15 protein-coding genes and 1 tRNA gene are annotated in these 21,494 nt (G+C 72.8%); 7 read left to right on the plus strand and 9 right to left on the minus strand.

Features of this window, described 5'->3' with window-relative positions:
* Window positions 1–107: 107 nt before the first annotated feature.
* A complete protein-coding gene (locus ACIO3O_RS20215; RefSeq protein WP_401747604.1) occupies window positions 108–1,076 on the plus strand; it encodes an FHA domain-containing protein in 969 nt (322 codons plus the stop codon).
* Between the two features lie 141 nt (window positions 1,077–1,217).
* On the opposite strand, the gene ACIO3O_RS20220 is transcribed toward ACIO3O_RS20215, so the two are convergent.
* Entirely contained in the window at window positions 1,218–2,186 is a 969-nt protein-coding gene (locus ACIO3O_RS20220; RefSeq protein ID WP_401747606.1) for a methyltransferase domain-containing protein, read from the minus strand.
* 99 nt (window positions 2,187–2,285) lie between these two features.
* On the opposite strand from ACIO3O_RS20220, the gene ACIO3O_RS20225 reads away from it, so the two are divergent.
* From ACIO3O_RS20225 to ACIO3O_RS20240, 4 genes are all read left to right on the plus strand, one after another.
* Window positions 2,286–2,690 carry a globin gene (locus ACIO3O_RS20225; RefSeq protein ID WP_189824175.1) on the plus strand — a complete coding sequence of 135 codons (405 nt, stop codon included), beginning with the start codon at window positions 2,286–2,288 and terminating at the stop codon, window positions 2,688–2,690.
* 188 nt (window positions 2,691–2,878) lie between these two features.
* The gene (locus tag ACIO3O_RS20230; protein ID WP_401747610.1) at window positions 2,879–6,202 is read left to right on the plus strand and encodes an FtsX-like permease family protein; all 3,324 of its coding nucleotides are present in this window, start codon (window positions 2,879–2,881) and stop codon (window positions 6,200–6,202) included.
* Complete coding sequence (locus tag ACIO3O_RS20235; protein WP_401747612.1) at window positions 6,202–8,949, plus strand: FtsX-like permease family protein; 2,748 nt, start codon at window positions 6,202–6,204, stop codon at window positions 8,947–8,949. The genes ACIO3O_RS20230 and ACIO3O_RS20235 overlap by 1 nt, the downstream gene beginning before the upstream one ends.
* The gene (locus ACIO3O_RS20240) at window positions 8,946–9,896 is read left to right on the plus strand and encodes an ABC transporter ATP-binding protein (protein ID WP_401747614.1); all 951 of its coding nucleotides are present in this window, start codon (window positions 8,946–8,948) and stop codon (window positions 9,894–9,896) included. The genes ACIO3O_RS20235 and ACIO3O_RS20240 overlap by 4 nt, the downstream gene beginning before the upstream one ends.
* A 121-nt stretch (window positions 9,897–10,017) precedes the next feature.
* Here the strand turns inward: ACIO3O_RS20240 and ACIO3O_RS20245 are convergent, their stop codons facing one another.
* The 7 genes from ACIO3O_RS20245 to ACIO3O_RS20275 form a co-directional block, all read right to left on the minus strand.
* On the minus strand, window positions 10,018–10,692 hold the full coding sequence (locus tag ACIO3O_RS20245) for a hypothetical protein (protein ID WP_401747617.1): 675 nt from the start codon (window positions 10,690–10,692) through the stop codon (window positions 10,018–10,020).
* Window positions 10,689–11,147 (minus strand): acyl-CoA thioesterase, encoded by a 459-nt coding sequence (locus ACIO3O_RS20250; protein WP_401747619.1) that lies wholly within the window; start codon window positions 11,145–11,147, stop codon window positions 10,689–10,691. Before ACIO3O_RS20250 ends, ACIO3O_RS20245 begins: the two co-directional genes overlap by 4 nt.
* Before the next feature lie 41 nt (window positions 11,148–11,188).
* Entirely contained in the window at window positions 11,189–12,853 is a 1,665-nt protein-coding gene (gene ettA, locus ACIO3O_RS20255) for an energy-dependent translational throttle protein EttA (RefSeq protein ID WP_401747622.1), read from the minus strand.
* A gap of 150 nt (window positions 12,854–13,003) precedes the next feature.
* A complete protein-coding gene (locus tag ACIO3O_RS20260; protein WP_401747625.1) occupies window positions 13,004–14,515 on the minus strand; it encodes a TQXA domain-containing protein in 1,512 nt (503 codons plus the stop codon).
* Window positions 14,516–14,727: 212 nt separating this feature from the next.
* Window positions 14,728–15,309, minus strand: coding sequence for a single-stranded DNA-binding protein (locus ACIO3O_RS20265; RefSeq protein WP_401747627.1), 582 nt, complete (start codon window positions 15,307–15,309; stop codon window positions 14,728–14,730).
* A gap of 273 nt (window positions 15,310–15,582) precedes the next feature.
* Complete coding sequence (locus tag ACIO3O_RS20270; RefSeq protein WP_401747629.1) at window positions 15,583–17,454, minus strand: GTPase; 1,872 nt, start codon at window positions 17,452–17,454, stop codon at window positions 15,583–15,585.
* The gene (locus ACIO3O_RS20275) at window positions 17,451–19,043 is read right to left on the minus strand and encodes a dynamin family protein (RefSeq protein WP_401747741.1); all 1,593 of its coding nucleotides are present in this window, start codon (window positions 19,041–19,043) and stop codon (window positions 17,451–17,453) included. The genes ACIO3O_RS20270 and ACIO3O_RS20275 overlap by 4 nt, the downstream gene beginning before the upstream one ends.
* Window positions 19,044–19,383: 340 nt before the next feature.
* On the opposite strand from ACIO3O_RS20275, the gene ACIO3O_RS20280 reads away from it, so the two are divergent.
* Together ACIO3O_RS20280 and ACIO3O_RS20285 are read left to right on the plus strand one after the other, a co-directional pair.
* Window positions 19,384–19,456: transfer RNA gene (locus ACIO3O_RS20280), tRNA-Arg, on the plus strand.
* Window positions 19,457–19,587: 131 nt separating this feature from the next.
* Window positions 19,588–20,802 carry a glycosyltransferase gene (locus ACIO3O_RS20285; protein ID WP_401747631.1) on the plus strand — a complete coding sequence of 405 codons (1,215 nt, stop codon included), beginning with the start codon at window positions 19,588–19,590 and terminating at the stop codon, window positions 20,800–20,802.
* Window positions 20,803–20,961: 159 nt separating this feature from the next.
* On the opposite strand, the gene ACIO3O_RS20290 is transcribed toward ACIO3O_RS20285, so the two are convergent.
* Entirely contained in the window at window positions 20,962–21,438 is a 477-nt protein-coding gene (locus tag ACIO3O_RS20290) for a DUF1772 domain-containing protein (RefSeq protein WP_401747634.1), read from the minus strand.
* Between the last annotated feature and the right edge of the window lie 56 nt (window positions 21,439–21,494).

Here is a 21,494-nt window from a genome sequence, read left to right on the forward strand (position 1 = left end):
ATCCAGTACAACCGTTTTTGATCACGAGCTGTCTCTAGTGACCGACAGAGACACCGAACAGCTGTGTACGGCCTGCGGGCCGGACGAGGAGAGGGGGAAGCGCCGACATGCCGACTTGCCCGAACGGACACCAGTCGGGTTCCGACGACTGGTGCGAGGTCTGCGGCCATCGCATGGCCGGCGCCGTGCCGCCGCCCCCGCCGCCGCCCGGTCCCGGTTACGGATATCCGCAGCCCGACCAGGGGTACGGCCCCGACGCCACCGCGCAGGCCGAGCTCTGCCCGCAGTGCCGCACGCCGCGCGAGCCGATGGCGCCGTACTGCGAGGAGTGCCGGTGGAACTTCCTCACCCGGCAGGCCACGTACGCGCAGCCGCCGCAGCAGCAGCACATGCAGCAGCAGGGGTACGGGCAGCAGGGGCACGACCCGTACGAGTACCAGGGTTCGCGGCCCTCGCAGATGAACCGCCCGGCCGAGCCGTACCCGCAGCAGGGCGGCTACCAGCAGGGTGGCTACCCGCAGCAGGGCCACGGGCAGCAGCAGCACGCCGGTGGCGGTGACGACGACTGGATGCTGCCGCCGCCGTCGCAGCAGCAGCAGCCCGGTGGGTACGGGTATCCCCAGCAGGGTCAGGGGCAGGGCCAGGGTCAGGGGCACAGCCAGGGTGGCGGGCACTGGTCCGCGACCGTGGGGCCGGACCGTGACTACTTCATGGCGATGATGCAGCGCAGCGGTCCGGAGGCGGGCGGGCTGAACCTTCCCGCGTACTCCCCCGAGCAGCAGATCCAGCTCAGCGGGCGCAACCAGATCACCATCGGACGGCGTCGGCACTCCACCGGCGAGTCCCCGGACGTGGACCTCGCGGTGCCGCCGGAGGACCCGGGCGTCTCGCACCAGCACGCGGTGCTGGTGGAGCAGCCGGACGGGTCGTGGGCGGTCGTCGACCAGAACTCGACGAACGGCACGACGATCAATGGGGGCGAGGAGCCGATTCAGCCGTATGTGCCGGTGCCGCTTCAGGATGGGGACCGGGTGCATGTCGGGGCATGGACGACGATTCGGATTCAGCGGGGCTGAGGTGGGGTGAGGTTCGGGCCGGGGGCTCCGCCCCCGGGCCCCCGGACCGCCTTCGGCGGGTTGGGGCCCCTGACCCGCCCCTTCCCTAAAGCGCTCGCCGCGCGGCTTGTTTGTGGTTGCTCGCGCAGTTCCTCGCGCCCCTTACAGGGGCCATGCGTAGGGGCCGTCGGGGTCGTCGAGCCAGGCCCATTGGCCTGTTGAGGTCACGGTGATGCCGAAGCGTTCGCGGCGGGGGCGGCCCTCCAGGTGCCACAGGGCCAGGGCCTCGTGCGGGTCGAGGCTGCTCGTGCTCAGCGAGAGCAGGAAGCGGAAGAGGTCGTTCTCCAGCGCTGCGCGCGGCAGGCCTCCCGTGTAGCGCGGCGGTGGTACGCCGAGTCCGCCGCGCAGCGGTACGAAGTAGGCGGGGGTGGGCAGGAAGCGGCCCTCCGCGTAGCCCGCGTCGCGGACGCGCAGGGCGATCAGGCCGGTCGAGAGGGGCGCCAGGACGCGTGCCCCGGGCACGCACTGGCGCAGCCACTCCCGGGGGACCGAGGGCACCGTGCAGGTGGCCATGATCCGGTCGTACGGGGCGCGCCCGGGGCAGCCCCGGGCGCCGTCGCCCGTCCCGACCGTCGGCGCGTACCCGGCCCGGCGCAGGTGGGCGCGCGCCGACTCGGCGATCTCGGGGTCGAGGTCGAGGGTGGTGACCCGTTCCTCGCCCAGGCGGTGGCAGAGCAGGGCCGCGTTGTAGCCGGTGCCCGCGCCGATCTCCAGGACGCGGTGGCCGTCCCGTACCTCCAGCTCGTCCAGCATCCGCGCCATCAGCGAGGGCTGGCTGCCGGAGGAGAGCAGGACGCCGTCGCGCACCCGGGTGGCGAGCGCGGTGTCGGCATAGGCGCCGCGCAGCCAGCGGGCCCGGCGGCGGGGGTCGGGGTCCTCGGACCACAGGCGTTCGTAGCCGCCGGGTCCCGGGCGGAACCAGTACGGCACGAACAGGTGCCGGGGCACTTCGGTGAAGGCGGCCCGCCAGGCCGGGTCCTTCAGTGCTCCGGCCGCGGCGATCTCCGTGACGAGAGCGGCCCGCTCCTCGGCGTACGAGTACAGGTCCCCGGACTCCGCTGTTGCGCCCATACGCCCACTGTGGCGCGTACGCCGCCCCCTTGGCGAGAGGGCCCCCGGACAGGCCCTAGGACCCGAGTCCTCGGCCGGGGCGTCTGAGACGATGGAGAAGTGAACGAGATTCCGCGGGGAACGCTTCAGGAGCAGACCTTCTACGAGCAGGTCGGCGGGGAGGAGACCTTCCGTCGCCTGGTGCACCGCTTCTACCAGGGGGTCGCCGAGGACCCGCTGCTGCGGCCGATGTACCCGGAGGAGGACCTGGGTCCGGCCGAGGAGCGCTTCCGGCTGTTCCTGATGCAGTACTGGGGCGGGCCCCGTACGTACAGCGACGAGCGCGGGCATCCCCGGCTGCGGATGCGGCACGCGCCGTTCAAGGTCGACCGGGCGGCGCACGACGCGTGGCTGACCCACATGCGGGACGCGATCGACGAGCTGGGCCTGGACGCCGAGCACGAGCGGCAGTTGTGGAACTACATGACGTACGCGGCCGCTTCCATGGTCAATACCGAGGGTTGAACTACCCGATAGCAGGGTGAAGTTGGGTGAAATAGCCCACTGTTGACCGGAATTCGATGATCCATTACCGAAATTCGATCACGATCGCATCAAGTCGGAACGGCAAGCGGTTTCCGTCCCTCTGATCCTCTGACAGCATCCCGGAAGGGCTCCGAGAGCCCATTCCACGCAGGGCGTCAGGGGGACGGGTGACGGGGTTTGTCTTTCTGCGGGTGCGCGCGCACCGGCTGCTGCTTGCGGCGGCACTGCTCGCGGTCCTGCTGACCACATCCGTGCTGGCAGCACTCACCGCCTTCTCCGGTTCCATCGGGGACGCGGGGCTGCGCCGCTCGCTGGGCTCGCGCGACGCCTCCGCCGCCGCGCTGACCATCGTCTCCAGCGCCGTCACCGAGGCACAGCGCGCCGAGGCCGACAAGGTCGTACGGGAAGCCGCCCGGCGCACCTTCGACGGGCTGCCGACCCGCGTCGACGCCCTGAACCAGTCGGGCACCTACGCACTGCCGCGCACCCTGGGCCCCGCCAAGAGCCGGGGCGGCGAACCCGATCTGACCCGGTTCGCCGGGCTGGACCGCGACCGGGTGCGGCTGACCGCCGGAGCCTGGCCCGGGGCGGCCCCGACGTCCACGGACAAGAACGCCGTGATCGAGGTGGCGCTCCCTGACAACGCTGCCAAAGAGCTCAAGCTCACCCCCGGCCCCCGTGTCATCACCCTCACCGACCGCCTCTCCGGCCCCGCCCGCGCGATCCGCGTCACCGGCCTGTACGAGCCGAAGAAGCCCGCCGACCCGTACTGGAAGCTGGAGGAGCTGAACGGGCGCGGCATCCGGGCCGCCACCTTCACCGTGTACGGTCCGCTGCTCGCCGACCCGGCCCTGCTGCGCTCGAAGGCCGTGTCCTTCGGCTCCGTCTCCTGGATGGTCACCGCCGACTTCACCTCGGTCGACACCGGGCGCATCCCGTCACTGCGGAAGGCGGCCGTCTCCGGCGCCGCCTACGTGGAGGCCACCGATCCCTTCCACGGGTCGGTGGCCGTCGCCAACGGGCTGCCCCAGGTGCTGGACCAGGCGCAGCGGGCACTGCTGGTGTCCCGTTCGACGCTGCTGATCGTCTCCTTGCAGCTGGTGCTGCTGGCCGGTTACGCGCTGCTGCTGGTGGCACGGCTGCTGAGCGCCGAGCGGGCGGGCGAGACCTCGCTGCTGATCGCGCGCGGCGGCTCCCGGCAGCGCATCGTGGGCCTGTCGGCGATCGAGGCCGCCCTGCTGGCGCTGCCCGCCGCCGTGCTCGCCCCGGTGCTGGCGGGCCCGCTGACCCGGCTGCTCTCGGGGCAGGGCGTCCTCGGGGAGATCGGGCTCTCCCTGGAGTCCGGCGCCCCGACGGCGGGAATCTGGCTGGTCGGGGCCGCGGTGGGCGCCGGGTGTGCACTGGCCGTGGTGGCACCGGCGTTCGCGGCGGGGCGCGAGAAGCGGGGCCGTTCGGTGCCCGCGCCGATGAAGGCGGGCGCGGACCTGGCGCTGCTGGTGATCGCGGCCGTCGCGTACTGGCAGCTCGACCAGCAGACCTCCGGCACCGGGCCGCTGACCGACGACCGCTCGGGCAGGCTGGGCGTCGACCCGTTGCTGGTCGCCGCGCCCGCGCTGGCGCTGCTGGCCGGAACCGTACTGACGCTGCGGCTGCTGCCGCCGCTGGCCCGGCTGGCGGAGAAGCGGGCGGCGAGCGGGCGGGCGCTGCCCGTGGCACTGGCCGGCTGGCAGCTCAGCCGGCGGCCGCTGCGCGGCACCGGGCCGGTGCTGCTGCTGGTGCTGGCCGTCGCGATGGGCATGCTGGCCATCGGGCAGGGCGCGTCCTGGAACCGTTCGCAGGAGGACCAGGCGGACTTCCGCAGCGGGGCCTCCATCCGGGTCACCGGCAACACCAACTCCGGTTCGGGCGCGGGGGCGCAGTACCTCAAGGTGCCCGGGGTGACCTCGGCCGCGGCCGCCGCGCGCCGCCAGATCCCGCTGTCGGGCGACCGGATGGCGACGCTGCTGGCGCTGGACACCACACAGGCCTCCGAGGGCATGATGCTCCGCGAGGACCTCGTCGAGGGCGGCGCCCGCGGCATCGCCCGGCAGACCGAGGGCCTGCGCGGCGACGACAAGAACCGCGACGGCATCCCGGTGCCCCGGGGCGACCGGTTCGACCTGGACCTCACCCTCGGCCAGGTGGACGGGACCGCGTCGAAGGTGAAGCCCGAGCTCCTGGTCGTCCTGGAGGACCGCTACGGCACCGCCCACCGGGTACCCCTCGGTGAGCTCGACGCCGACGCCCGCGCCCACCGGGTGCCCGTGGACCTCGCGAAGGCCGGCAACCCGGCCCAGCCCCTGTTCGTCACGGGCCTGGAGGCGACGTTCGAGAAGCCCCGGGGGGTTGGGGAGTCCCTGTCGCTGTCCCTGAACACGGTACGGAGCGCCCAGGGCGCCGCCGTGGCCAGGCCCCGGCAGCTGGACTGGGCCGGTGAGGCCGTCGACGTACTGAAGGAGCGGGACGGTCAGCCCGGGGCGCAGACCGGTCTCACCCCCGGCACGCCGGACACCAAGCTGCTGTGGGTCACCTTCGACACCGGGACGAACAGCTTCGGCATCGACGAGTACGCCGAGTACACGCAGACCTCGGTGCGGCTGACCGCGTCCAACTCCAAGCCGGGCCCCCTGACGGCGCTCGCCACCGACTCCTTCCTGACGTCGGCGGGCGCGAAGGTCGGCTCCAACCTCGACTTCGACCTGGCCGGAGCCACCCTGACCGTGCGCATCGCCGGCACCCTGCGGCAACTGCCCACCACCGGCCCCGCCACGATCTCCGGCGGCAAGGACGCCACCGAGATCAAGCGGGACGGCGGCGGGCTGCTGCTGGACCTGCGCGCCCTCAACCGGGAGATCACCCGCCGCCAGGCGGTGGCGCTGTCTCCCGACGAGTGGTGGCTGGGCACCGCGAAGGGCCGGACCGCGCAGGCCGCGGCCGCGTTGCGGGAGCGCACGGAAATCGACCCCGCCCAGGTGGTCGTACGGGACGAGACGCTGCGGGAGCTGACCCAGGACCCGCTCGGGGCGGGCCCCCAGGCGGCCCTCCTCGCGGTGGCCGTGGTCGCGGCGCTGCTGGCCGCGGTCGGCTTCGCCGTCGGTGCGATGGGCTCGCTGCGGGAGCGGACCGCCGAGTTCGCCGTGCTGCGGGCGCTCGGCGCGCCACCGAGGCAACTGGCCCGGCTGATCGCCGCCGAGCAGTCCCTGCTGATCGCGATCGCGCTGGTGGTGGGCGTGGCGCTGGGCGCCGTACTGACCCGGGCGGTCGTCCCGCTGATCGTGCTCACCGGGCAGGCCACCCAGCCGCTGCCCCACGTCCTGGTGCAACTGCCCGCCGGGCAGGTCGCCGTACTGCTGGCCGGCGTCGTCGCCGTACCCCTGCTGGTCGTGCTGCTGCTCGCGCTGCGGCGCGGCGACCCGGCCACCGTTCTGCGCTTCCAAGGAGGCGGCAACTGATGAGTCACCGCGCTGTCGCCCCCTGGGTGCGCACCCGGCTGCGCACCGCGCCCGGCGCCGCCGCCGCGCTGGGCGTCCTGGTCCTGCTCACGGCGTTCCTCGCCGCCGCCTATCCGCGGGCGGTGGACCGGTACGAGGATGCCGGGCTGCGTCACGCCATCGACGCGGCGCCGCCCAAGCAACGGGTCCTGACCTTCACGTCCGAGGCCTCGGCCATGGAGAACCGGCAGCCCGTCGTGGCCCCCAAGGAGCTGCTCACCGGGCAGGCGGAGATCCTGCGGACGCTTCCGGCCCCGCTGCGGGTGGACCTCACGGACTCCGCCCACGGGGTCCGCTCACCGCTGCCGCTCACCGGCAACGACAAGTGGCTGCCCATGCCCAGCTACTACCCCCCGGACATCAGCCTGTCCACGCGCTCGGAACTGGACCGGCACTCCCGGCTGGTGGAGGGGCGTGCGGCCGCCTACCGGCCGGGCCCGACACCCCCCACCCCGGACGAGGACGTGGTCAACCCCGTCCGCCCGGAGGTCTCGCTGGAGGGTGTGGTCACCACCGCGACCGCACGCACCATGAACATCAAGGTCGGGTCGGTCCTGCACCTCAGCGAGAAGTCCGGCCGGGGCAGCGCCGCCGTCCGCGTCACCGGCATCGTCGAGCCGCTGCGCGAGGACTCCCTGTACTGGAGCTCCCAGCCGTCCCTGCTCACCCCGACCATCAAGAACATGGACAGGACGGGCGAGACCCAGTACTGGGCCGCCGAGGTGCTGCTGCCCCCCGAGGCCGGACCCGGTCTGCTCGGGCTCTACGCCGCGCCGACGGCCTACTGGGAGTTCGCGCCGTTCACCAAGCGCCTCATCTCGCCCGATGCCGAGCCGCTGGCCAACACGGTCGCGGCGGCGGAGAGCGGCCCCCTGCTGACCCTGCTGCGTGAGCGGGTCAGCCCGACCGCCGTGGTCTCCACCGAGGTGGAGACCCTGGTCGGCGGCTATCTCAAGAGCCGCTCCGCCGTCACTCCGGTCGTCGCCGTCGCCGGTTTCGGCGTGGGTACGGTCGCGGTGGTCGTCCTGCTGATGACCGGTGCGCTCGCCTCGGCCCGCCGGCAGAGCGAACTCGCGCTGCTGCGGGCCCGCGGCGGCTCGGTGCTGGGCATGACGACCCGGCTGTGCGCGGAGCTGGCCGTGGTGGTGGTGCCCGCCGCGGCGGCGGGCTGGCTGGTGGCGTACCTGTTGCTGCCGGGGACGCGCACGACGGCGTCGGTGCTCGCCGCTGCCGCCGTCGCCGTGACGGCCGTGGCGGGGCTGCCCGTGCGTGCTGCCCTGGCCCATCTGCGGCCCACGGCGCACGGCGGTCGCGTCGACATGGTCCGGGCCAAGCCGTCCCGCAGGCGCACGGTCATCGAGCTCACCCTCGTGGTCCTCACCGTGGGCGCGGTCGTCGCCCTGCGCCGCCGCGGCACCGAGGGCGCGGTCGACGGGCTGGTCAGCGCCGCACCGGTGCTGGTCGCGGTGATCGCCTCCTTCGTTCTCGTACGGCTGTACCCGCTGCCCCTGCGTCTGGTGGCGCGCCCCGTCGCGCTGCGCCGGGGGGCTATCGGGTTCCTGGCGGCGGCCCGGTCGGGGCGTGCCCCGGCCACGGCGACGCTGCCGCTGCTCGCCCTGCTGGTGGCCCTGTCCACGGCCGCGTTCGGCGGGTCCGTGCTGGCCGGGGTGTCCGACTCGCGGGAGCGGGCCGCCACGGTGGCGGTGGGCGCGGACGCCCGGGTGCAGAGCGACGCGCAGGGCCCGCTCGACGCACGGACCATCGCCGCGGTGAAGAAGGCGACGGGGGTGCGGGAGGTCAGCGAGGTCGGCGTCGACCAGCGGGTGACCCTGCCGGACCGGGGCCGCGACGTCATGCTGGTGGCCGTCGACCCCGAGTCGTACTCCCGGCTGTCCCGCCGCACGGACATCGGCGCGTTCGACGCGGCGGCGCTGCGCGGCAAGGACAAGGTGTTCCCCGTGCTCGCCTCGCCGAAGACGGCACAGCGGCTGGCCGGCCACAAGGACCTCGCGCTGCGCAGCATCGCCTTCGGCTCCTTCACGGCCCGCCTGGGCGGCACCCTCACGGCGACTCCGCTGCTGCCCGAGGTGGAGTTCATGGTGATCGACAAGGCGGCGCTCGGCCAGTTCCGGGCGACGGCCCTGATGGTCACCGGCAGCAATCTGGACAAGAAGGAGCTGCGGGCCGCTGCGGGCCCGGGCCCGAAGGTCCTGCTGCGGACGGAGGAGCGGGCCGCGTTGACCGACCCGCCGCTGCAGAAGGGCGCCGAGCGGGTGTACACGGTGGCGGTCTCGGCCGGGGCGGGCTTCGCGGTCCTCGCCGTGCTGCTGTCGCTGCTGCACAGCTCGCCGGAGCGCGCCGCGCTGCTGGCCAGGCTGCGCACGATGGGCCTGACCCGCGGTCAGGGCAGGAAGCTGCTGATCTTCGAGTCACTGCCGCAGGCACTGCTCGCGGCGTGCGGCGGGGTGCTGGTGGGCTGGGCGGCGATCACCCTGCTGTCCCAGGACATCGACCTGGGCGCCCTGGCGCTGGCGGCGCAGACGCAGTTGGTGGGCACCGCGCCCGTCCTGCTGCGTACGGACACCTGGTCGCTGCTGGTACCGGCCGTGGCGGTGGTGTGCATCGCCATCGGTGTGGCGGCCGTCCAGGCGTGGTGGACCACGCGACGCACCACGACGACAGAACTCAGGGCAGGAGACGCTCGATGACCGATACGACAACGACCCTCGCGGATCTGGAGCGTGCGGCCACCTCGCGGCGCGAGCGCCCCGCGTTCGGCCACGACGCGCTGATCGCCTGCGACCGGCTGGTACGGGTGTTCACCACGGACGGCGTGGAGGTGCAGGCCCTGCAGGGGCTCGATCTCCTGGTCGAGGAGGGCGACTTGATGGCCCTGGTCGGCGCGTCCGGCAGTGGCAAGTCGACGCTGATGAACATCCTCGCCGGGCTGGACGAGCCGACGGCGGGCGCGGCGAAGGTCGCGGGCTGCGACCTGCTGACGATGGGCTCCAAGGAGCGGCTGCACTACCGGCGCAACGTGGTCGGCTTCATCTGGCAGCAGACCGCCCGGAACCTGCTGCCGTACCTGACGGCCGCCCAGAACGTGGCTCTGCCGATGCAGTTGAAGGGCCGGGGGAAGAACGCGGAGCGCACCGCCCGGGTGGACCACCTGCTGTCGATGATGGACGTCGCCGAACTCCGCGACCGGCGCCCCTCGCAGATGTCGGGCGGCCAGCAGCAGCGGGTGGCCATCGCGGTCGCCCTCGCCAACGAGCCGTCCGTGCTGCTGGCGGACGAGCCGACGGGCGAGCTGGACTCGACGACCGCCGAGCAGATCTTCGCCGCCTTCCGGCGGGCGAACGAGGAGCTGGGCACCACCGTCGTCATCGTCACCCACGACCAGACGGTGGCCAACGAGGTCCGCCGTACGGTCGCCATCCGCGACGGCCGCACCTCGACGGAGGTACTGCGCCGCACCGAGGTGGACGCCGCGACCGGCCAGGAGTCGGTGGTCGCCCGCGAGTACGCGATGCTGGACCGGGCCGGGCGCCTGCAACTCCCGGCGGAGTACACGGAGTCGCTGGACATGCGGCACCGGGTGATGCTGGAGCTGGAGTCGGACCACATCGGGGTGTGGCCGGACGACCAGGCCTGAGGGGGCCGGTGGGGTCCGGGTGGGGGCGGGCCGGGTACGGGCCGGGGTCTGAAGCCGGGGCTTCGGTCAGGGTTCAGGCCAGGGCTTCGGTCAGGGGTCGGGCCAGGGCTTCAGCCGGGGTTCAGGCCGGGCTGACCTGGAGCGCGCCCAGCCCGCCCGTGGCCCTGCGCAAGGTCACCGAGCCGTACGGCGTGCGCAGCCGCAGCCACGCGCCCGCCGCGAAGAGCGCCACCGGCACGCCGGGGCGCAGGAAGCCCAGCGACTGGGCCGCGTGCACGGCGCGCAGCGGCAGTTCGCTTCCCGCGAGGGTCCGGGACCAGATGTCGGCCCCGATCCGGTCGCGGGCCGCACGGGTGCGCCCGCTCTCCCCCAACTCCTCGTCGCGGGAGCGGAATTCGGCGACGGCCGCCGCCACCACACCCCGCATGGCCTCCGCGTCGGGGACGCCCTCGACGGGCCGCCAGCCGCCGCGCGGCGGCAGCAGACCGGCCCACGGCGGCCCGGTGACGGCAGAGGGAATCCGCAGCGCACCCGTCGTTTCCTCGACACCGTCGAGGAGTTCACCGGCGGACACGGTGACGTCCAGGTCCGCCTCGTGCGCGAGGCGCGCGGTGCGGACGGCGAGGACGTCGAAGGACGGCGGGCGGCCGAAGACCGCGAGCGCGCCGCCGTGCGCCTGGAGGCGGACGGCGGCGGCCCGGTCGTACCGCAGCAGACGCCCCAGGAAGGCGGCGAGGTCCGCCGCCTCCCCGGGTCCGTCGAGCTCCAGCGACCTCGGGCCCGCCTGCACGCTCATGCCGCCACGGCCTTGGAACGGCCGCCGGTGACGTCCGCGGGCCGGGCGTCGTCGTCCAGGTACTCCAGCAGGAAGGACTTCTCCTCGGCGGAGATCCGCCGCGGCCGCCCCTCCGCCAGGTTGAACGGGACGACGACCGTGGACGCCCGTACGTACACCTGCTCGGGGTCCTTGATCTCGTAGGCGATCGTCAGGGACGCCGCGCCTATTTTCGTGACCCAGGACTCGATGCGCACCGGCTCGTGCCGGTGGACGAGGGGCCGCACGTAGTCGATCTCGTGACGGGCCACGACGGACCCGCCCGTGAAGGACGCACTGCCCTCCCCCGGCGCCAGCCGGAACATGAAGTCGATCCGCGCCTCTTCCAGGTACCGCAGGAAGACGACGTTGTTGACGTGCCCGAAGGCGTCCATGTCCGACCAGCGCAGGGGGCAGGAGTAGATGTGGCGAGCCACGATGTATCAGCCTCTAGCCTTCTGACCTCGACCTTCCGGTCTCAGCCTCGGGTGAGCTTCTTGTAGGTGGCGCGGTGCGGGCGGGCCGCATCGGCGCCGAGACGCTCGATCTTGTTCTTCTCGTACGACTCGAAGTTGCCCTCGAACCAGTACCACTTGGACTCGCCCTCGTACGCGAGGATGTGCGTCGCCACCCGGTCCAGGAACCAGCGGTCGTGGGAGATCACGACGGCCGCACCCGGGAACTCCAGCAGCGCGTTCTCCAGCGAGGAGAGGGTCTCGACGTCGAGGTCGTTGGTGGGCTCGTCGAGGAGGAGCAGGTTGCCGCCCTCCTTGAGGGTCAGCGCCAGGTTGAGGCGGTTGCGCTCACCACCGGAGAGGACTCCGGCCGGCTTCTGCTGGTCCGGGCCCTTGAAGCCGAAGGCGCTGACGTACGCGCGCGACGGCATCTCGACCTGGCCGACGTTGATGTAGTCCAGCTCGTCGGAGACGACGGCCCACAGCGTCTTCTTGGGGTCGATGTTGGCGCGGGACTGGTCGACGTAAGAGATCTTGACCGTGTCGCCGACCTTGATGGAGCCGCTGTCCGGCGTCTCCAGGCCCTGGATCATCTTGAACAGCGTGGTCTTGCCGGCACCGTTGGGGCCGATGACGCCGACGATGCCGTTGCGCGGCAGCGTGAAGCTGAGGTCGTCGATGAGGACCTTGTCCCCGAACGCCTTGCTCAGGTTCTCGACCTCGACCACGATCGAGCCCAGACGCGGGCCCGGCGGGATCTGGATCTCCTCGAAGTCCAGCTTCCGCATCTTGTCGGCCTCGGCCGCCATCTCCTCGTACCGGGCGAGACGGGCCTTGGACTTGGTCTGACGCCCCTTGGCGTTGGACCGCACCCACTCCAGCTCTTCCTTGAGGCGCTTGGCGCGCTTCTCGTCCTTCTTGCCCTCGACCTTGAGGCGGGTGGCCTTCTTGTCGAGGTACGTGGAGTAGTTGCCCTCGTAGGGGATCGCGCGGCCGCGGTCGAGCTCAAGGATCCACTCGGCGACGTTGTTCAGGAAGTAACGGTCGTGGGTGACGGCGACGACGGCACCCGGGTACTTCGCGAGGTGCTGCTCCAGCCAGTTCACCGACTCGGCGTCGAGGTGGTTGGTGGGCTCGTCGAGGAGGAGCAGGTCCGGGGCCTCGATGAGCAGCTTGCAGAGCGCCACGCGGCGCTTCTCGCCACCGGAGAGGTTGGTGACCGGCCAGTCGCCGGGCGGGCAGCCCAGGGCGTCCATGGCCTGCTCCAGCTGGGCGTCGAGGTCCCAGGCGTTGGAGTGGTCCAGGTCCTCCTGGAGCTTGCCCATCTCGTCCATGAGCTCGTCGCTGTAGTCGGTCGCCATGAGCTCGGCGACCTCGTTGAAGCGCTTGAGCTTGCCCATTTGCTCGGCGGCGCCGTCCTGGACGTTCTCCAGCACGGTCTTCGACTCGTCGAGCTTCGGCTCCTGCATGAGGATGCCGACGCTGTAGCCGGGCGAGAGGAACGCGTCACCGTTGGACGGCTGCTCCAGACCGGCCATGATCTTGAGAACGGTGGACTTACCGGCACCGTTGGGGCCCACCACACCGATCTTCGCGCCGGGCAGGAAGTTCAGGAAGACGTCGTCGAGAATCACCTTGTCGCCGTGCGCTTTACGCGCCTTGCGCATGGTGTAGATGAACTCAGCCAAGAGAAACCGTCCGGCAGATCGTGGGGTGGGCAGATACACCCCATCTTGCCTGACGTCACTCCCCCGGCGGAAACCGGATACCCGCCGGGAGGCCGGGGGAGGAGGCCCGTGGGCCTTGTCGTGCCTGGCCCGGGGGCCTGCGGCGGCGGGTCAGTCGGTGTCGGTTTCGGGGGCGGGCTTCTTCTTGCGGAGCAGGACGACCGCTCCGGTGCCCAGGACCAGCAGGCCGATGGCGATGTAGAGGATCGGGGTGGTGGCGCCCGAGGCGCCCGTTTCGGCGAGGTTGTCGCCGGGGGCGGAGGCGACGGGGGCGGGGTTGCCGCCGGTGGCGGGGGTGGGGCGGTTGGCGGGGGCGTCGGCGGTGCCGATGGCGACGGCGCCCGCCGTCTCGCAGTCCAGGACGCCCTTGAAGGTCTTCCGCAGCCCTTCCGGTGAGGTGACCGTGAGGTCGTACGCCTGGTCCTCCTGGAGCGGGATGGTGACCCTGCGTGAGCCGTGTGCCGGGAGGGTGTGGCGGGAGCCGAGGAGCTCGAAGGTGAAGGGGGCGTCGCCCACGTTGGTGCCGGTGAGGGCGACGGCGCCCCGGGCGCAGTCCTTCTTCGCGGAGAGCGCCGGGACCGCGCCCGTGGCCTGCTGGTCGGCCCAGGTGACGGTGGCTTCGGCGGTGACCGTGGAGGCGCTGGAACCGGCGACGATCTGGGTCTGGCTGTGCGTGTCGCTGACCAGGGCCCGGCCGATCGGCACGCGGGCGTCCGCCTGGACGGTCAGGGCGCTCGTGCCGGACGGGACGTCCTCGGGGAGGTGGAAGTACAGCTTCGCGCCCCGGCCGACGTCCCGGACCAGGCGGTCCTCCGCGTCGACGACGCGCATCCCGTGCGGGGCGTCCCCGGAGGGGGCGACGGTGACCCGGTCCGCCCGGGTACGGACGGTGACGGGGCCCACCCGGTCCCCGGCCCGGCCCGCCAGCGCGGGCGGGTCCAGGAGGAGCGAGGGCTGGGGTTCCGGGGCGTTCTCGGCGGCGCGCTCCAGGTAGGCGGCCAGCTTGCGGGCGCTCCGGTTGGCGGGGACGGCCTCGACGTTGTCGGAGAAGCGCCAGATCGCGGCCTGGGTGCCGGCGGCGGCGGCCTTGTCGTCGAGGGACGTCACGTCCGCCTGCTCGGCGAGCGCGGAAAGGTCGTTGACCTGGGGGTAGGAGTGCTCCAGAATCCAGCGGATCTTTCCGGCGTTCTTGTTCCCGTGCAGCGAGGACTCGTCCCAGCCGACTTCCTTGTACGAGGTCCCGGTGCGGGCCGCGGTGCGCAGGTCGACGCCGTAGCTCTGGAGCGTCCCGCCGCCGGTGACGGTCATCTCGTAGAGACCGGCCTCGGTCTTCCACTCCTCCCCCGCGTCGCGGATGGTGACCGTGCCGTGGACGGTGAGCCTGCTGAGGGCGGCGGCCACGCCGCCCGGGCTGCGCGGCGGCTCGTCGGCCGCCGCGGTCCCGGCACCGGCCATCGTGCCCGCCAGGAGCAGACCGGGGACCAGCGCGGCGACGGCCAGGCGGCGGGCGACACGGAAGGCGCGGGCGACGCGGGTGGAGCGGGCGAAACAGGGCGTGTCCGTGGTGCCCGTCGCGTGAGCGGTGCGACGCTTTCGTCTCGAAGCCGACGCTTCGTCAAACATGCAAGTCCCCTCCGGGCGAGGTTCTTTCGCATGGTGCGTGTGTGGGGAGTGCCTCGCCTGCAACCTCAAGAGCCCCATGGGTATCCGGGAATCCTAAGGACGCTACGCCGGACAGCTCCCCGCCATGCGACCAGACGTCCGATTCCGAATCGGAATCGTTATCGTCCGTAACCGTCCCCTTGTGCTTGGCCACTTTGCGTGGTGACGTCCGGTCAGGAAACGGCACCCACCGGCTGTTCGGGCGTGCGGGCCGTGCCCTTCTCCGGGTCCGGTTCCGGGGGCTGTTTGCCCGGAGCGCCGCGGGCCGCCCAGTTCACCGGGATCTCGCCGCCCCACCCGACGGTCGCGGGCGAGCCCGCCCGGGGCGGCCCGCCGCTCTCGGGTGCGGCGGCCGCCGCCCTGACGGACGCCGGTTCCACCAGGCGGGGGTCCGCCTTGGCGACCCGGCGGAAGGCGGAGGTGCCCCGGGTCAGGTCGTGGCCCACCGCCACGGCGTCGACGTCCGCCGAGAGCCAGCGCCGGTCGTCCTTGGCCTCGTCCTTCACGCGCAGTCGGCCGTAGACGACGAGGGGGTCCCCCACGTCGACCGAACCGGCCAGGTTCCCGGCGAGTGCGCGCCTGGCCCACACCGTGTAGAAGCTGGTGGGGCCGTCGACCCAGGCGTCCTGCTCCCGGTCGTAGCGCCGGGCGGTCACCGCGAGCCGCAGCCGCACCGATCCCGTGCCCAGTGCCGATTCCATGAAGACGGGTGCGGTGGCGGCATTGCCCACCAGGGTCACCATCGTGTCGTTCATTGCTTCTCCCCCGCTCTTTCCTCGCTCGTTCCTTCGCGGCCGTCCGGTGCGTAGGGTCCGTCCGAGCCGTCCGGCCTGTCGATACGTCCATGCTGGCCGGTTTCCGCGCATTCCGCCGGGGCCTGTGGAGGGCGCGGTGAATGGGGAAAACCCCGCCACCCGATGGGGTGACGGGGCCTGTGCGGAGCACCGGAAGCAGAGGTCGGAGCGTCGGAAGCAGCGGTCGGCGCGCCGGAATCCGGCGGGCGGAACACCGGAATCCAGGGCCGCGCCCTAGCCCAGCCCCGCCCCCGTCACCGCCGCGTACCGCTCCCGTACCTCCCGGTACCGCAGCAGCTCCGCCGACACCGGGTCCAGGACCTTGGCCCGGCCGCAGCCCGCCGCAGCCTCCCGCAGCCGCCGTTCGGCGTCCTGCCCGTACCGTCGGGCGGGGCCCCTGGCCGCGGCCCAGCAGCCCCACTCGACGACCGGCCCGCCGGCCACCCCGGCCAGCATCAGCAGGAACGGCGGCAGGAGGTTCGGTTCCAGCACCCCGCAGACCTGGCCCAACAGCCAGAGCCCGCCGTAGATCTGAAGCAGCGTCATGGCCGCCTGGGTGAGGACCGCCGCGGGCCACCAGGCGGGCCTGGGCGGGTTGCCGCGCGGCACCGCGGCCTGTGCCGCGAGCGCGTCCAGCTGCTCGGGCAGCCCCTCGGCCCCGCGCACCGCCGACTCCCGCACGGCCTGCGCCCAGGGTGCGGGCAGGCCGTCGGTCGCGGCGTCGGCTACGGTCCGTACCGCCTGCTCGACCCGCTGGCGGGCGGTCACCTCCACGTCCCTGGGCTGCGCGAACGCCCGACCCGGCACAGCCGCACCGCCGCCCGGGACGCGCCGCGCGTCGTACCAGCGCCACAGCCTCAGCCACGGCGACCCGCACGCCTTGCCCGCGTTGCGCCGCCACTCCCGCTCGGCCGCCTCCCCGGCCGCCGCCGCGCCGACCGCCGCCGCCAGCCGGTCCGCGAACTCCTCCCGCGCCCGCTCCCCCAGCCCCGCCCTGCCCTCCGCCACGTACACCGGGCGCAGCCTGGCCGCCGTCGCGTCGACGTCCGCCGCGAGCCGCCGCCCGGCCGCACCCCTCTCCTGTACGAACGCGCGCAGCAGCTCGCGGAGTTCCTCCACTCCGTCACCCGTCAGGGCGGAGAGCGCGAGGACGGTGGCACCGGGTTCGCCGTGTTCGCCGAGCGCCATGCCGTCCTCGTCGAGGAGGCGGCGCAGGTCGTCCAGGACCAGGTCGGCAGAGTCGCCGGGCAGCCGGTCGGTCTGGTTGAGCACGACGAAGGTGACTTCGGCGTGCCCGGCGAGGGGCCGCAGATACCGCTCGTGGAGGGCGGCGTCGGCGTACTTCTCCGGGTCGACGACCCAGATCACCGCGTCGACCAGGGCCAGCACGCGGTCGACCTGTTCGCGGTGTGCGGTGACCGCCGAGTCGTGGTCGGGCAGGTCCACCAGGACCAGTCCGCGCAGGCCCTCGTCACCGCTGGTGCCCGCGCCCGTACCGGCCTGGAAAGGGCGTCTGCGCAGCCGTCCGGGGATGCCGAGGCGGTCCAGCAGCCCGGCCGCCCCGTCCGTCCAGCTGCACGCGATCGGGGCGGAGGTGGTGGGCCGCTTGAGTCCCGTCTCGGAAATCCTCACTCCTGCGAGGGAATTGAAGAGCGTGGACTTGCCGCTTCCGGTCGCGCCCGCGACGGCGACGACGGTGTGCTGCGCGGAGAGCCGCCGCCGGGCCACCGCCTCGTCGAGCACGCGTCCGGCCTCGTGCAGGGTGTCGCCCGCGAGCCTGGCACGGGAGAGGCCCACCAGCTCCCGCAGCGCGTCCAGTCGTACGGACAGGTCCGCCCCGTACTCCCCGCCGCCCGGCGGCAGGTCCCCGAACTCCTCCACGAGGAAGTCCTCCGGTCCTTCGCCCTCTTCGGGCCGGTACGCGTCCTGCTGCCGGTCCGCCGCGCGCCGCGCGATCAACCCGTCGTCCCAGCCGCCCCGCCCCTTCGTGCCGTCGTCCCAGCTGCCCCGCGCCTTCGTCCCGTCGTCCCAGCCGCCTTGCTCCTTCGTCCCGTCCGCATCGGCCGCCACAGCGTCCACACCCGTCTCCGCGCCCACCACCGTCACCTCTCCTTCTTCGTCACGGACAGCGCGGCGATCAGCTCGGCCTGTGGCTCGGGCGTCACGTCCAGCGCGTCCAGGGGGGCCAGCCGACGGTCGCGTTCGGCGTGCAGCACCCTGTCGATGTACGTCGTCACCAGCTCGCCGCCCCGGTCGCGCAGCCGGAGCGCGCCGTGTGCCCCGATCCGTTCGGCCAGCCGCTCGCCCGCGGAGCGGGCGCGTCGGCCGCCCAGCAGCGCCGCGGCGAGGAGGGCCGCGACGGTCTCGGCGTCGGGTGCCGCGGGCCGCTCCAGCTCCCGCACCTCTTCCTCCGCGAGTTCCTCCAGGACCCGCCTCCAGCGCCGTACGGCCACGCCGATGCGCTCGGCCGACTCGGCGTCGGGACCGGCCGGAACCACCGCGTCCGCGGCGGGTTCGGCGCCCCAGGCGACCCGTACCCGCTCGTCGGCGGCGGCGACGGCGCACTGCAGCAGGGCGGTGAGGCTGTCCACCAGGGAGTCCAGGAGCTCCCCGTCGGTGGCGTCCGCCGGGTGGGCGCGCCAGCGGGTGAGCGCGTCGCCGGAGAGCACCGCACCGCGCTCCAGCCGTCGGCGTACGCGATCCGCTTCCTGCTCGTACGCGTCCTCCACCGCCGACGTGAGCCGTACGGCGGCGGCGTACTGGGCGGAGACGGCTCCGGCCAGTTCCGGCATCCGGGAGTTCAGGGAGTCCATGACGCCGCGTGCGGTGCGGGCGACGGCCTGCTGGCGGGCTGCGGGGTCGCGCACCCGGTGGGTGAGCCACTCCAGCAGGGGTGCGACGGCCGTGGACGGCAGCAGTCCGCTGCCGCCGCCCGCGGACTCGGGGAGCTCGGGAATGGTGAAGCGGGGCACCTCGCCGAGGCCCGCGCGGGTGAGCAGCGCCGCGTACTGCCGCGACACCTCGCCGACCACCTGGTGGGGCACCCGGTCGAGAACGGTCACCAGCATGGCGTCGTACTCCTTGGCGGTACGCAGCAGGTGCCACGGCACCGCGTCGGCGTACCGGGAGGCCGTCGTCACCATCACCCAGACGTCGGCGGCGCAGATGAGTTCGGCCGCGAGCACCCGGTTGGCGGCCACCAGGGAGTCGATGTCGGGGGCGTCCAGGAGGGCGAGTCCCACGGGCAGCGACTCGGAGGTCTCCACCCGCAGCACTCCGCTGTCCTGTTCCTCGCTGCCCTCCTCCTGTTCGTCCGTGCACCGTTCCGGGTGCCACACGCGCGTCAACTGCGGCAGTACGCGCTGTCCCGCGAACCAGTGGTGGTCGTCGGGGTGGCACACCAGCACCGGTGTGCGCGTCGTCGGCCGCAGCACACCGGCCTCGGTGACGCGTCTGCCCACCAGGGAGTTGACGAGCGTCGACTTGCCGGCGCCGGTGGAGCCGCCGATGACGGCGAGCAACGGTGCTTCGGGGTCACGCAGCCGGGGCACCAGATAGTCGTCGAGCTGTGCGAGGAGCTCCACCCGTGTCTGCCGGGCCCTGGGCACTCCCGGCAGCGGAAAGGGGAGGCGCACGGCGGCGACACGGTCGCGCAGGGCGGAAAGTGCGTCGAGCAGCTGAGGCCGTACGTCCAAGGTCACCACATACGAAGAATGCCCAATTATGACCGCTTTTTGAAGCGTATAGACCGTCTCTGCGCGCCGATATCCCCCCAATCGGGGACAATGCGCACCCTGGGACACTTGGGGCGAGTGGGGCACAGGCATAACGAGTGCACAACACCCGGGGCGTGAGACGCCAAAAGCGGTGCGAGATTCGCACCTGCCTGCGATTATCGGGGTCGCTTCACCGAACCTCCACATCGTGCCACGCAGGCGAAGCAACCGGGCCAAGGTGATCGGAGCCCTATCCTTGTCCCCGGCAACGGCCACAAACGGCCCCACAGGCCGACCCGGGCCCCAGGCCCACCACCCGGCCCCCGTAGCTCAGTGGATAGAGCAGGCGCCTTCTAAGCGCTTGGCCGCAGGTTCGAGTCCTGCCGGGGGCGCACACAGGAGCTGACCAGCGACGACGCTGGTCGGCTTTCTTTTGGGTGCGGTTTCGCGCCCCCTCGCGCGCTTGCGGCAAGCGCCTCGTCCTCCCCGATTCCGGGCAGCCCCTTGTGTACATTCGCCCGAAATGCACCAGCCGCTCACCAGCTCGGGATGGCTCTTGGACGTCTTTCTCGTCTCCGGAAGTGTCGACGCCCCCTGTGGCAGCGCCCGGCGGGCCAGGGAACTGGCGGGGGTGCTCGCGGGGCGGGGACACCGGGTGCGGCTGGTGGGGATCGCGCCTGTGCCCGAGGGGGAACGGCGGGTGGCGGGGGGTGCGTACGGGAGCACGGTCTTGTACGGCGGGCTGCCGCCCGTCGCGCCGCCGGCGCCCAGGAGCAGGCTGAACCTGCTCGCGCGGGGGCGGCGCAGGGCGCACGAGCGCGGGATGCGGGAGAAGGCCGGGGAGCTGTCGGCGCTGTTCGCGGGGAGCGGCGGGGACGGGGTGGTCGTCGTGCTGGAGGGGTGGGCGCTGGAGTGGGTGGCGCTCGCCGACACCGCCGGGATGCCGGTGGTGCTGGTCAGTCAGGAGGCGTTCGCCGCCACGAAGACGGGAGCGCGGTTCCGGCGGTTGCGGTGGTTGTGCCGGTCCGGGGTGGACCGGGTGCTCGCGCCGACGCGGCAGGACGCCGACTGGTGGGTGCTCAACTGGCTGAACAACGTGGGGGTGATGCCCCCGGTGGTCGTCCCCGTGGGCGCGCCCGTGGTCACGCCTGGGGCTGATGCCGGTGCGGGGCGGCGCGGGACGTGTGTGGTGAGTCTGGGCAGGCTCGATCACGACAAGGGGATCGACATCCTGCTGGATGCCTGGGCGTTGCTCGCGCCGCGCCACCCCGCGTGGCGGCTGCGGGTGTACGGGGAGGCCGGTGGGGGTGCTGCGCCCGGGCGGGCCCGTGAGGACGCCCTGCACAAGCACTGTGCCGAGTTGGGGATCGCGGCCTCGGTGGAGTGGGCGGGGTACGTCGAGGATGCGGCGCAGGCGTGGCGCGAGGGCGCCTTCTTCGTGCTGCCGTCGCGGCAGGAGGGATTTCCGCTGGCGCCTCTTGAGGCGATGGGGGCCGGGCTGCCCTGTGTCGCGTTCGACGTGTCGCCGGGGGTGCGGGAGATCGTCACGGACGAGGTGGACGGGCTGTTGGTCCGGCCGGGGAATCTTGATGAACTGGCCCAGAAGATGGAGCGGTTGATGGTGGAGGAGGAGCTGCGGGAGCGGCTCGGCGAGGCCGCCCGGGGTGTCGTGGGGCGGTATGCGCCGGAGGTGGTCGGGGAGCGGTGGGAGGAGCTGTTCGCGCTGTTGCGGCGGTAGGGGTTCGCCGCGACCGCTCCCCCGCCCAGTGCGCGCGAGCACCGGTGCCGGTGTCGGTGGCAGGAGGAGCGAGCACCGGTGCCGGTGCCAGGAACGAGCACCGGTGCTGGTGCTGGGCCCGGCCGGAGCACCGGTGCCGGTGCTCGATTTCCGCTGCGGCTACCGGTCCACCACCGCGCTCGCCACCACCAGGGCGAAGCCCGCCACCACGCTCAGGGTGCGCACTGCGTGCAGGCGGTTCCAGCGGGACTCGAAGGCGGTGCGGGCCTCCGTGTCCGTCGTCGGCGCGTTCTCGGAGGACGCGAGGGCGTTGTTGAGGGGGATGTTGCCGCCCGCCGTGACGGCGTGGTTGAGGACGGTGAGGGCGAGGCCGCCGATCAGCAGCCAGAGCTGGAGCGGAGTGCGGCCGCCCTCCGGGGCGACGAACAGGGCGGCGGCCGGGAACAGCACCGAAGCGAACATCGTCGTCACGAAGACGCCGCGCGGCACGTCCTCGTTGATGCGCCGCATCGTCGCCGCGAACTGCTCGTCGGAGACCCGCGCGAGTGCGGGCATGATGCCCGTCCGGAAGATGAGCATCATGCCCGCGTAGAGGCCGACCGAGACAACTGCCAGGGCGAGCAGAAGAGTTGACATGCCGCACATGATGTACGGAGTCCGCCGCCCGCCGCAGCCTCATTGCGTCACGCGAC

The sequence above is a fragment of the Streptomyces sp. NPDC087440 genome (genome assembly GCF_044744005.1).
Classification (GTDB): Bacteria; Actinomycetota; Actinomycetes; order Streptomycetales; family Streptomycetaceae; genus Streptomyces.